We start from the raw sequence: 12,356 nt of genomic DNA, 5'->3' as shown, positions 1-12,356 counted from the left end.
GAATCTGCCAAATGGTTAGCCCAATTTCGGGTCCAGAACCGTGGCCCAAAGGGCCATATCGGCCCGATCCCGCAAGGTAACGGTCATTTGGCCGCTTTGGCCGTCGATTTTGACGTGACCGAAGAACTGCATGCCGGCCGACGGGGGCAAATTCTGCTTATCGGGCCCCGGCGCCTTCACGAAATGGACCTCGGGACCGAAGGTATTGTCGAGCGCCGCCGGCCCGAAAGTTCCGGCGTGAAACGGGCCCGAAACGAACTCCCAGAACGGCTCGAAATCCTGAAACTGCGCCTTTTCCGGATTGTAGTAATGCGCCGCCGTGTAATGCACGTCGGCGGTTAGCCAGACCGTGTTGCGGATACCGGCCGATTTGATGAAGCGCAGGGCATCGGCAATTTCCAGCTCGCGGCCCCGCACTGGCCCGTCGCCCTGCGCAATGGCCTCAGACCCGGTTTTGTCGGCAGCGTTGTCATAGACGACGAGGCCGATCGGCATGTCGGAGGCGATGACCTTCCAGGTCGCCTTCGACGCCATCAGGGCGCGCTTCAGCCAGGCCATCTGCTCCGGGCCGATGAAATACGCATCCGGACCATAGCTCTCCTGCAGATTCGGGCCGTTGGGCCCGCGATAGCTGCGCTCGTCCAGCATGAAGACGTCGAGATGCGGGCCGTAATTGAGCGTGCGATAGACGCGGCCAGGTTCGGCCGGACTGACCGAGATCGGATACATCTCGTGATAGGCACGGGCGCCGCGCGCAGCCAGCAGCGTGATGTCGCGCTCCTTGTAGGATGCCGGTAACTGTTTCGAGAGCGACCAGTTGTTGGTGACCTCGTGATCGTCCCACTGGCCGAAGATCGGCACCTGCGCATTGAAGGCGCGAACATTGTCGTCCAGCAGATTGTATTTGTGCGCAGCGCGGAATTCATCGAGCGTCTCGGCGACCTTCGCCTTTTCCGGCACCGTGATGGTGTTTTTCCAGATCGTGCCGTCCGGCAGTTTCGTTTCAGGCAGGATCGGGCCGTCGGCGTAGATGGTATCGCCGGAATGGATCAGGAAATCCGGATTGTGCTTGCGCATGGTGGCGAAGGTGACCATTCCGCCGTCATCGGCGTTGATGCCCCAGCCCTGCCCTGCGACATCGCCGCCCCAGACAAAGGACACATCGCGGCGATCCGCCGGCGCGGTGCGGAAGCGGCCGATGACCGGCTCGCCAACGATGTCGGTATGCGAGAGATCGCGGAATTTGACGCGGTAGAAGATGTCCTGCCCCGCGGGCAGATTATCGAGCAGCAGCTTCGCCGTGAAATCGCTCTCGGGCAGCGCCGTGACGACGGGCAACAACCGCGCATTGCTGAAGGATTCGGTGGTGGCGACTTCCACCATCATCTGCGCCGGGCGATCGGCGCGCGACCAGATCATGCCGCTGCTCGTCCCGATATCGCCGGACTGCACGCCATGCGACACGACCGGACGATCCGCCGCACGGCTGAGGTAAGGCATCGCCAGGAAGCTTGCGCCTGCTGCGGCTGAGTGCGTGAGAAAACGACGGCGGGAAATATGTAGCGCCATGGCGAACTCCTGATCCTGGCTCTGGCACCAGTGGCTCTAGGCAGATCGCTTGACGCTGCGATGACAGGTGATGCGCAATATCAACACCCGCCGATGCAAGTTGCGAATGACTAGCGACTTAATTGACACATTTGGAAATTTCACCTTAACGTGAAGGCGACGGTTCCCTTCGGGGATCAAAAGGGAATGCGGTGAGGGGGATCCCCCGATTCCGCGGCTGCCCCCGCAACTGTAAGCGGCGAGCCTGCGCCAAGAGCCACTGGGTGTTCACCTGGGAAGGCGGCGACAGGCAGTGACCCGCGAGCCAGGAGACCTGCCGCCAGTCGTGGTCACACGCGAGCACATTGGGCGGGGTGTCCTGGTGGAAGTCACACTGCCTGTTTGAAAGCGGCGGGGCGACTTGGTTTGCGGTGACGTGCCACGTAACCGCGAGTCCTGTTCATGACCTCCGTTTCTTCCGTCGCATTGAAGCGACATGCTCCCTTACTTTATTCTGTTGCTCTCTCCTGCTTGTTGTGTCCAAGCGAAAGCTGGTCGCAAACCACACAGTCGAGCCAGACGCTCGATCCTGTTGTCGTTCAGCCGTCAGCGACACCTCAACGCGCACGCCGCACCACGAACGGCAATGCATCGCGCGCTGCGCGCTCGCGGCAGCAGCGCAATGTCGCCGCCAATACGGGTACGCCGGTCGCTGCTCCGACAGGCCCCGTCTTCGCAGCACCGACGCTCAACCTCACCGGCACCACATCCACCGGCAGCCGCCTCGGCCTGACGCGCCTGCAGACGCCGGCCAGCGTCGAGGTCATCTCGGCAGAAACCATGGCCGAGCGCGGCCAGCAGAACGTCGTCGATGCCGTCACGCAGAATGCCACCGGCTTTACGGCCATTGGCGAACCCGGCAATGGTGGCATTGCTTTCAGCACCCGCGGCTTCGCCGGCAGCGGCTCAGTCACCTCGCTCTATGACGGCACGCGCCTCTATGTCGGCTCCGGCACGGTGAACTTCCCCTTCGACACCTGGACTGCCGAAAAGATCGAGGTGCTGCGCGGCCCCGCCTCCGTCATGTATGGCGAAGGCGCCATCGGCGGCGCTATCAACGTGATTTCAAAACTGCCGCTCTGGGTGCCGCGCAACCAGGCTGAAATCTCGCTAGACAGCAACATGACGCGCCGTATCGCCCTCGATAGCGGCGGCCCGGTCAGCAAGGACGTCGCCTATCGTATCGCCGTCACCGGCAACGCGTCCGATGGTTGGGTCGATCGCGACAACACCTCGAACATCGCACTGCACGCCGCCGTGCAGATCAAGCAGACCGAGGACATCACCTGGACGCTCTCCACCGACTATGGCGACCGCCATCCATCAAAATATTTCGGCACGCCGCTGATTAACGGCCAGCTCAATGAGGCGATCCGCTTCAAGAACTACAATGTCAGCGACAGCAACATCCGCTATCAGGACAGTTGGAGCCAGGTGAAGACCGAGTGGCAGGTGGCCGACGGCATCACCCTGCGCAACACGCTCTATTACATGTATGCGAAGCGCCACTGGAAGGAGGTCGAGATCTACGGCTTCAATTCCGGCACCGGCCTGATCGATCGCGGCGATTATCTCGAGATCTTCCACCAGCAGCAGCAGATCGGCGACCGCATGGACGCCACCTTCGAGGGCCATCTGTTCGGCATGGTCAACACCTTCGTGGCGGGCTTCGACGTTAACCGCATCGACTTCAAGCATACCAACAATTCGCCGTTTAGCGGGTCCTCATCGGTCAATCCGTATAATTTCGATCCCGGCCTGTTCAGTAGCCCCGACCCAACTGTTCCGGGCTTCAAGAGCGTCGCCAATCAATACGCGTTCTTCGCAGAGAATCGATTGGCTGTGACTGAGCAGCTGTCGCTAATCGCCGGCGTCCGCCAGGATCAACCGACCGTCGAACGAACCGACTATCGCACCCCCGCCAACAGCTACACCCGGGACTATTCGGCGACCTCGTGGCGCGCCGGCGTCGTCTATACGCCGATTCAGAATCTTGCTTTCTATGGCCAGTATTCGACGGCGGTCGATACCATCGGCGGCTTGATCTCGGCGAGTAACGCCAATGCGAAGTTTGACCTCGCGACCGGCAAACAGGCCGAGATCGGCGTCAAGCAGTCGTTCTGGGGCGGCCGCGGCGAGTGGACGCTCGCTGCCTATGAGATCGTGAAGAACAATCTGCTCGCAGCGGTTCCGGGTAGCGGCGGAGCGGTTCAGCAGGTCGGCCAGCAGTCGTCGCGCGGTGTCGAGGCCTCGATCGGTCTCGTGCTCGAATACGGCTGGCGCATCGATGCCAACACCGCGCTCCTGCGCGCAAAGTATGACGACTTCCTGCAGGCCAGCGGCGTGAATTTTGCCGGCAACGTCCCGATCAATGTCCCGCAGAACGTCTCCAATATCTGGGCAACATGGGGCTTTGCGCCAAACTGGTCGGCCAATGCCGGCGTGCAGATTGTCGGCAAGACCTATGCAGACAACGCGAATACGCTGGAAATGCCGAGCTACACAGTTGTGAATGCCGGCCTGCAATGGAAGCCGGACGTCAACACCACGGTGTCGCTGCGCGTTTACAACCTGTTCGACAAGATCTACGCGACGTCGAGCTACAGCGACAATCAGTGGATGCTCGGCATGCCACGCACCGCCCAACTCGCTGTCAACGTGAAATTCTGAACTTGTCACGCAAGCTGACACGCACACTCCGGCGGTGGCTGTATATCGGCCACCGCTGGGTCGGCATCGTCACCTGTCTCTTCTTCGCGATGTGGTTCATCTCCGGCGTGGTGATGATGTATGTCGCGTTTCCGGGCCTCTCCGACAAGGAGCGGCTGGCGGCATTGCCCGATATCGTCTGGGAGAAAGTGGCGCTCTCTCCCGACGAGGCGATGAAGGCTGCCGGTGCCACGCGCCATCCGCGCGAATTGCGATTGAACATGGTTGCCGACGAGCCGGTGTATCGGTTGACCGGCTGGGACGGCAAACGACAGGCGATCTCCGCCGTCGATGGCCGTACCATCACCGAGGTCAACGAACAGCAGGCACTTGCCGTTGCCGGGCATCATCCCGCCAGCAAGTCGCCTCAGCTCGACGAGATCGTCGATCGCGATCAATGGAGCGTCACCGCGCGCTACGACCCGCTACGGCCATTGTATCTGATCACACTCGGCGACGATGCCGGCACCAAACTCTACGTCTCCTCGCGCTCCGGCGAGATCGCACTCGATACCAACCGCACCGAACGCGTCTGGAACTGGCTCGGTTCGATCCCGCACTGGATCTATCCGACCGTGCTGCGCAAGGACGGTCCGCTGTGGCGGCTCGTGGTGTTGTGGATCTCCGGCATCTGTTTGATCGTCGGCGTTACCGGAATCTGGATCGGCATTCTGCGCGTGCGCCTCAAGCGGCGTTATGCGAGCGGTAATATCACGCCCTATCGCGGCTGGATGGCGTGGCATCACGTCACCGGACTGATCGCCGGCCTCTTCGTGCTGACCTGGATGTTCTCGGGCTGGCTGTCGCTTGATCCCGGCCGCGTTTTTGCCGACCGCAATACGCCACGCGAGGTATTGCAACGCTATGCCGGCCACGACGCACCTGATATCGCTGCGGCCATTCGCGCACCGGCGGACAAGGCCGCGGTCGAAGCGCGCTTCGTATGGATCGACGGCATGCCGCTGATGATCGTCGCGAAGCGCGACGGCACGAAGATGGCGATCAATCCGACAAGCGGCGAAATCGCAAGACTGCCGCAAGACCGCCTCTGGAGCGCCGCAACAAAACTGCTTCCGGATTCGCGCCTCGAACGCCAGATAACCCTCGGAAAATACGACGCTTATTGGTACGCGCACCACAATGACCGCGAATTGCCGGTGTTACGCGCCAAATTCGATGACGACGCGCAAACCTGGTTTCACATCAGCCCGGTCACCGGCGACATTCTCGGCCGCGTCGACTCAAGCCGGCGTACCTATCGCTGGCTGTTCAATGCGCTGCACAGTTTCGATTTTCAGCTGTTGTTGATGTATCGCCCGGCCTGGGACATCGTGGTGTGGCTGCTGTCGATTCTCGGCACCATCCTCTCGGCGAGCGGCGTCGTGATCGGCTGGCGCTATCTCAAGCGCTAAAGCGTTTTCAAGCGAAGTGGTCCCGGTTCGCGTGAAGAAAACGCGTCAAAACGAAAGACTCTAGACCGCCAGCGGCCGCGGCGGCTGACGCAATTGCTCCGGCGGGTTCATCGGCTCGGGCGGGATCATGCCGATCAGCGCCTTGCGGTCGGCGACGGCGTTGTGGAATTGCTCGAGCGCGATGTTGAAGGCTGTCAGCGTGCCTTCCTCAATGGCACCATGCTCGTAGCAATTCAGCGTATGACGCAGAATATCGTCGGCTTCCGCCTGCATCGTATCGAGCTCTTCGAGGGACTCGCTCTTGCGCGCGGCGGCAATCATGTCGAGCAGACGATCGCGCTCCGACACATTCACGTTGCGCTCATCCTTCTTGAGATAGCTCGCGAACCAGGCGCCGATCGAGCCCATCGCCGAGAGCCCCATCAGGCTCCACCAGATGTAATCGCTGTAGCGATCAAGGAAGGTTTTTTCTTCGCCATCCACATAGGCGGCCGCGCCGGGATGCACGGGGATCACCGCATCCTTGTCGGTATCGGGCGTCTCGATCTTCGCCGCCAGCGGGAAATCGTTGATGATCTGCTGACGGATCGCAAACAGCTGCCGCGTGAAGGCAGCAATGGTCACATCGGACAGGCTCTGCCGAGCCACGATGTGATGCGAGAAGCTGATGGTCTTGACGTCATCGTCCGGCCGCGCCGGCGCGCCGCCGAATGCGCCTGCAGGAATTTCCGATGATTCATACATCGGGAAATTCTGCGCGATGGCTTCAGCCGAATCGATCGCGAGGAAAGTCGGCGTGCCATCGCGGCTCGAGGCCTGGATCGCATCATTGGTGATCTTGCTGTTCACCGGACCGGCCGCAATGAACGCATCGACCTTCTGGTCCTTCACCGCGTCGGCCACCTCGGTGGTCGAGAACTGCACGATGGTGACCTTGGCAGGATCGACGCCGTATTGCCGCAGAATGATGTTCAGCAGGTTGACGTTGGCCTGCGTCTTGCCGATCACGCCAACGCGGCGGCCGGCGAGCTGCGAGAATTTGGTGATCTTCGGCCCGGACTTCTTGCCCTTGGCGGCCGGCGGCACCCAGATCACGGCGACGTTCTTGCGCAGCGTGGCGACCGCGCGCGCATTCTTTGGCACTTCCAGATCGCCGCGGATGATCGCGAGATCGGCCTTGCCATCCGCGAGCGCCTTGGCGCTGGCGGTGGCGCCTTCGGTGAGGATCGGCCGCAAACGAACCGTATAGTGATCGCGCGAGAACGACTGCACCAGCGCCTGCACAACCTTCACGTCATCGCTGTTCGGCGGACCGACGGCGATCCGCAGCGGCACCGGCTTCATGGCGAAGTAGTAAGCGCCTGCCACGGCTGCGACGATCGCCAGAGTCCCGGCCAGCGTAATCAGCGTCATCTTGCGCCGGATCGACCGCGGTGACGGCGGCCCTATCGGCCCGATAACATCGGGACCGTCTGCCATGGATCTGGAAAACAATCGCTTCAAATTCATCTGCGCCAAATGGGTTCGAGCGACAATGTAGCAAAGTTTCGGGTCGACGCGCCGTTCCACCGGCAGCATGGTTACCGGCGCGATTGGTTACTTTCCTGCATGCGCGGCATTTGCTGCCTTATTGTGGCATGGATCCCAACTGTGTCACCGGGCGTTAGAGTAAAGTTCAAGTGAAGCAGGAGGTTGGCATGGTGGAACGACTCTCGGCCGAGGCCCGCAAGGCGGCGCTCAAGGAGCTCTCGGGCTGGAGCGAGGTTTCCGGGCGCGATGCCATCGCCCGGACCTTTACGTTCAAGGATTTCAACGAGGCCTTCGGTTTCATGGCGCGGGTCGCTCTGGTCGCCGAGAAGAGCGACCACCATCCGGAATGGCGCAATGTTTACAAGACAGTGGAGGTAGTACTGTCCACCCACGACGCCGATGGCGTCACCAAGCGCGATGTCGATCTGGCCAGGGCCATGAATACCATCGCCGGGCAACTCGGCCACTCCTGAGCGTTGCTGAATGTTGCGACGCCGGAGCCGGATCACCATTTACCGGAAAGGCTGCAAACTGCAGCCGTGAGGACATTGCCGATGGCAACCGACCACAGCGTGGGCTTCGAGCCAGCCGATGAACTGGCCAAAGACCGCGAAAGCGTACGCAAGCAGTTCTGGCACAAGCTCAAGCGACTGGCGGTCAAGCTGCCTTTCGCCGAAGATTTGCTGGCGGCTTACTACTGCGCCTTCGACCGGCAGACACCGCGCCATGTCCAGGCGGCGCTGCTCGGCGCCATCGCGTATTTCGTGCTGCCATTCGATTTCGTGCCGGACATGCTGCCCGTTCTGGGATTCACTGATGATGCCGCGGTGCTGGCCACCGCCTTGCGCATGGTGGCGAGCCACATCAACGAAGACCATCGCGCGGCTGCCAGAGCGGCGATCGCACGTGGATTGGCGAAGGGTGAAACGGACGCGTAATCCGCGTCCGCCTCATTCAGTTTATGGATGAAGGATCACTTTGCCCATGGCCTGACGGCCTGCCAGTACCTTCAACGCATCGGCTGTCTTGGCCAACGGGAAAGTCCTGTCGACATGGGATGAGATCTTCCCTTCGGCGGCCCACTTCACCAGCTTTTCCAGATTGGCGCGGTTCTTCGCGGGATTCTGCCGTACCCAGGCGCCCCAGAATACGCCGCGAATGTCGCAGCCCTTCAGCAGCGCTAGATTAAGCGGCATCTTCGGAATGTCGCCGGCGGCGAAGCCAATCACCAGGAAGCGGCCTTCCCAGGCGATAGCCCGCAGCGAGGCTTCGGCATATTTGCCACCCACCGGATCGAAGATGATGTCGACACCCTTGCCGTCCGTCAGCTTCTTCAGACCTTCCTTCAGATCTTCGGTCGCGTAGTTCAGCCCAATATCCGCGCCGTGCTTCTTGGCGAATTCCAGCTTCTCGTCCGACGACGCGCAGGCGATGACCTTGAGGCCGAGCAGCTTGCCGAGTTCGCAGGCCGCGAGCCCAGTGCCGCCCGCAGCGCCGAGCACGGCCAGCGTCTCGCCGGGCTTCGGGCTGGCGCGGTCTTCCAGCGCATGCAGCGCCGTGCCGTAAGTGATGATCACGCCGGCAGCGCGATCGAAATCGAGATTGTCGGGAATCTTCACGGCGGATGCCGCAGGCACCGCGATCTTTTCACGGGCGCCATTGTGGCCCACAGATGCGACCACACGGTCACCAACCTTGAGGCCGGTCACGCCGCTGCCGATGCTCTCGATCACACCAGCGACTTCCGCAGCCGGCGAGAACGGGAACGGCGGCTTGATCTGGTATTTGCCCTGGATCATCAGGATGTCGAAGAAATTCAGCGCCGCCGCCTTGATGGCGATAACGACCTGACCGTCACCGGCAACGGGATCATCGATATCGGCGAGAACGAGATCATCGGGTTCGCAAAATTGCGAGCAGAGAATGGCTTTCATCTGATCATCTGACCTTCGGCTTGAGACAGTTGAAGGGAGTCATGCCGGATTTGACGGCGCGCTACAATCTGATTCGAGAAAAGGTAATTCCGCCACGCGGCCAACCGAGGAACCGTCCCATGTTCGAAACAACGCTGCTCGCCAACAAGCGCATTCTGGTCACCGGCGGCGGTTCCGGCCTCGGTGCGTCCATGAGTCGCCGCTTTGCGGAGCTGGGTGCCGAGCTCATCATCTGCGGTCGCCGACTTGAACAGCTCGAACAAACTGCAGCACAACTGCGTACCGATCTCAGCGCCAAGGTCAGCACCTTCACCTGCGATATTCGTGACGCAGCGGCGGTCGAGGCGATGATGGAGACAATCTGGCGCGACGGGCCACTCGACGTCCTCGTCAACAATGCCGCGGCCACCTTCATCGCACAGAGCGAGCACCTCTCTGCCCGCGCCGCCGATGCGATCCTCGCACCGACGCTGCACGGCGCCATGTATTGCACCCTTGAAGCCGGACGGCGCTGGATCGCAGGACACCACAAGGGCGTCGTGCTGAGCATCCTCTCGACATCCACGATCACCGGGCGCGCCTTCACGGTGCCATCGGCGATGGCCAAATCTGGAATCCTTGCAATGACGAAGTCGCTCGCGGTGGAGTGGGGACCCAGAGGCATCCGCACCGTCGCGATCGCGCCCGGCCCGTTCCCCACCACCGGCGCGATCGGGCAGCTGCGGCCCGAGGGACGCGACAGCGGCCCTGCGGCGCAGAACCCGCTCGGCCGCGTCGGCGAACACAGCGAGCTCGCAAATCTCGCAAGCTTCCTGATTTCCGATCAGGCCGGCTATATCAATGGCGAGATGGTGGTGCATGATGGGGGCGCACACCTGCGCGCATCTGGCGCAGAGGATCTGCTGCAGTGGAGCGATGCGCAGTGGGCAGCGCAGCGTGCGGCGCGTGCAAAAAACTGAGCAGAAAACTGAGGATGACTCCTGCGCCGTCAGCGCGCAGCAAGGCAAGGACTGCTATCCTTGCGGGAGTCGCGTCTGCCTTTTCAAGAAAGCGATTTGCGGATATGGCAGACATCGTGACGTCAGCGATTCCAGATCGTCTTGGTAAAGCCGTCTTGTTGCGAGCCATCTTCCAGTCACAATGATAGAGGATCGAGACTTGATGTCCGTGCGGCGATTCCTGACAGTTGTGTCGATGAGTATAGCGATGGTCGGTATCTCCGATCTTGCGCAGGCGCAGAGCGCTGCATCGAAAGGCAAGGCCGCCGCACCGAAGGCAGCGCCCACACCGGCAAAGCCAGCAGCCGCGGCGCCTGCTGCAGCGGGTGGCGCCGAGCCCACGCTGGTCGGACAGTTCGGCTCGTGGGGCGCCTACACCGCGACACCGAACGGCAAGAAAGTCTGCTTTGCTCTGGCCAAGCCGGCGTCGTCAAAGACCAATCCGGCGAACCGCCCGCGCGATCCCGCTTACGCCTTCGTCTCGACCCGCCCGGCCGAGAAGGTGACCAACGAAGTCTCGATCATGATCGGCTATCAGTTGAAGCCGGGCTCCGAGTCCACGCTGGAAGTCGGCGGCGCGCGCTATGCGATGTATACGCAGGGCGACGGGCTCTGGATCAAGAATGCCGCCGAAGAAGAGCGCATGGTGGAAGCCCTGCGCAAGGCGGCCGACGTGACCGTGAAGGGCGTCTCCGCCAAGGGCACCGAGACCACCGACACGTTTTCGCTGAAGGGCCTGGCCCAGGCGCTGGACCGGCTGGCGCAGGATTGCCGGCGGTAATTGCCGCCAAACACCGGCTAAATCCTTGTCGCCGTTAATATTGCCGCATTTCGCGCCTTTTCATTCGGGCGCGAAAAGCTTATTTGAGATCGGCCTGTTTAAGGCCTGATTTCCCGCGACATCATAGATCGAACGCCATGACCCCCGTTTCAGCCGAGGCCGGCTCCGCCATCGACGCTTCCCGCGCATTGCCCGCGGGCGAGATGCCGCTGGAGAAGATCGCCACCGAGACCTATGTGCCGCTGGCCAAGCCGTCCCTGATCGGCCTGTCGCGCACGGAAATCGCGGAAAAGCTCGGTTCCATCGGCGTGGCGCCGGCCCAGCGCAAGATGCGGACGCAGCAGATCTGGCACTGGATGTATGTCCGGGGCGTCCAGACCTTCGCCGAAATGTCCAGTATTTCCAAAGGCATGCGCGAAGACCTCGAGAAGCATTTCACGGTGGCACGGCCCGAGGTCGTGGTCGAGCAGATCTCCAATGACGGCACCCGGAAATGGCTGCTGCGGCTGCCTTCAGGTACCGCCGGCGAGAAGGCCCACGAGGTCGAGTGCGTCTATATCCCCGAAACCGACCGCGGCACGCTCTGCGTCTCGTCGCAGGTCGGCTGCACCCTGAACTGCTCGTTCTGCCACACCGGTACCCAGCGGCTGGTGCGCAACCTGACGGCCGGCGAAATCGTCGGCCAGATCATGGTTGCCCGCGACCGCCTCAACGACTGGGCCGACAGGGAAACGCCAGACGGCAACCGCCGCGTCACCAATATCGTGATGATGGGCATGGGCGAGCCGCTCTACAATTTCGATGCGGTGCGCGACGCGCTGCTGATCGTGTCGGACAATGAAGGCATCGGCATTTCGCGACGGCGTATCACTTTGTCGACCTCCGGCGTGGTGCCGAACATCAAGCGCACCGGCGACGAGATCGGCGTGATGCTGGCGATCTCGCTGCATGCAGTACGCGATGAGCTGCGCAACGAGCTGGTGCCGCTCAACAAGAAATATCCACTCGAACAGCTGATGCAGGCCTGCCGCGACTATCCCGGCGCGTCGAACGCGCGGCGCATCACCTTCGAATACGTGATGCTGAAAGGCGTTAACGACTCGCTCGAGGACGCCAAGCTGCTGGTCAAGATGCTCAAGGGCATCCATGCCAAGATCAATCTGATCCCGTTCAATCCGTGGCCCGGCACCCGCTACGAATGTTCCGACTGGGACCAGATCGAGAAGTTCTCCGAATATATCTTCAATGCCGGCTATTCCTCGCCGGTGCGCACGCCGCGCGGCCGCGACATTCTCGCCGCTTGCGGCCAGTTGAAGTCGGAGACCGAGAAACTGTCGGCGCGTGAGCGTCAGGCTTTGCGCGCGATGGCGATGACGGACTGACG

At 61.7% G+C, this 12,356-nt stretch carries 10 protein-coding genes and 1 riboswitch; of the genes, 7 read left to right on the top strand and 3 right to left on the bottom strand.

The window, feature by feature from the left end; translation table 11 throughout:
- Positions 1–15: 15 nt before the first annotated feature.
- The gene (locus AB8B20_RS21735; RefSeq protein ID WP_439073643.1) at positions 16–1,569 is read right to left on the bottom strand and encodes an alkaline phosphatase D family protein; all 1,554 of its coding nucleotides are present in this window, start codon (positions 1,567–1,569) and stop codon (positions 16–18) included.
- Positions 1,570–1,712: 143 nt separating this feature from the next.
- A riboswitch (cobalamin riboswitch) is annotated at positions 1,713–1,904 on the top strand.
- A 106-nt stretch (positions 1,905–2,010) separates the two neighbouring features.
- Here AB8B20_RS21735 and AB8B20_RS21730 point away from each other — a divergent pair.
- Positions 2,011–4,278 (top strand): TonB-dependent siderophore receptor, encoded by a 2,268-nt coding sequence (locus AB8B20_RS21730; RefSeq protein WP_441253333.1) that lies wholly within the window; start codon positions 2,011–2,013, stop codon positions 4,276–4,278.
- A 2-nt stretch (positions 4,279–4,280) separates the two neighbouring features.
- Positions 4,281–5,729, top strand: coding sequence for a PepSY domain-containing protein (locus AB8B20_RS21725; protein ID WP_439073646.1), 1,449 nt, complete (start codon positions 4,281–4,283; stop codon positions 5,727–5,729).
- A gap of 60 nt (positions 5,730–5,789) precedes the next feature.
- On the opposite strand, the gene AB8B20_RS21720 is transcribed toward AB8B20_RS21725, so the two are convergent.
- Entirely contained in the window at positions 5,790–7,208 is a 1,419-nt protein-coding gene (locus AB8B20_RS21720; protein ID WP_439073647.1) for a TAXI family TRAP transporter solute-binding subunit, read from the bottom strand.
- Between the two features lie 200 nt (positions 7,209–7,408).
- Here AB8B20_RS21720 and AB8B20_RS21715 point away from each other — a divergent pair, with 200 nt between their 5' ends.
- Both AB8B20_RS21715 and AB8B20_RS21710 read left to right on the top strand, forming a co-directional pair.
- Positions 7,409–7,732 (top strand): 4a-hydroxytetrahydrobiopterin dehydratase, encoded by a 324-nt coding sequence (locus AB8B20_RS21715; RefSeq protein ID WP_256461208.1) that lies wholly within the window; start codon positions 7,409–7,411, stop codon positions 7,730–7,732.
- An 81-nt stretch (positions 7,733–7,813) separates the two neighbouring features.
- Positions 7,814–8,197: a YkvA family protein gene (locus tag AB8B20_RS21710; RefSeq protein WP_120287796.1), complete on the top strand. Its 384-nt coding sequence runs from the start codon at positions 7,814–7,816 to the stop codon at positions 8,195–8,197.
- A gap of 21 nt (positions 8,198–8,218) precedes the next feature.
- Here AB8B20_RS21710 and AB8B20_RS21705 read toward each other — a convergent pair whose 3' ends face one another.
- Positions 8,219–9,193 carry an NADPH:quinone oxidoreductase family protein gene (locus AB8B20_RS21705; RefSeq protein ID WP_439073649.1) on the bottom strand — a complete coding sequence of 325 codons (975 nt, stop codon included), beginning with the start codon at positions 9,191–9,193 and terminating at the stop codon, positions 8,219–8,221.
- 119 nt (positions 9,194–9,312) lie between these two features.
- On the opposite strand from AB8B20_RS21705, the gene AB8B20_RS21700 reads away from it, so the two are divergent.
- The 3 genes from AB8B20_RS21700 to rlmN all read left to right on the top strand — a co-directional run bounded on the left by AB8B20_RS21700 (position 9,313) and on the right by rlmN (position 12,354).
- On the top strand, positions 9,313–10,152 hold the full coding sequence (locus AB8B20_RS21700) for an SDR family oxidoreductase (protein ID WP_439073651.1): 840 nt from the start codon (positions 9,313–9,315) through the stop codon (positions 10,150–10,152).
- Between the two features lie 202 nt (positions 10,153–10,354).
- Positions 10,355–10,972, top strand: a complete 618-nt coding sequence (locus AB8B20_RS21695) for an invasion associated locus B family protein (RefSeq protein WP_176454685.1) — start codon at positions 10,355–10,357, stop codon at positions 10,970–10,972.
- A 203-nt stretch (positions 10,973–11,175) separates the two neighbouring features.
- The gene (rlmN, locus tag AB8B20_RS21690; protein WP_089266898.1) at positions 11,176–12,354 is read left to right on the top strand and encodes a 23S rRNA (adenine(2503)-C(2))-methyltransferase RlmN; all 1,179 of its coding nucleotides are present in this window, start codon (positions 11,176–11,178) and stop codon (positions 12,352–12,354) included.
- The last annotated feature ends 2 nt before the right edge of the window (positions 12,355–12,356 follow it).

Source organism: Tardiphaga sp. 866_E4_N1_4 (assembly GCF_052076075.1).
Lineage (GTDB): Bacteria > Pseudomonadota > Alphaproteobacteria > Rhizobiales > Xanthobacteraceae > Tardiphaga > Tardiphaga robiniae.
This window is presented reverse-complemented; position numbering and strand designations above follow the sequence as displayed.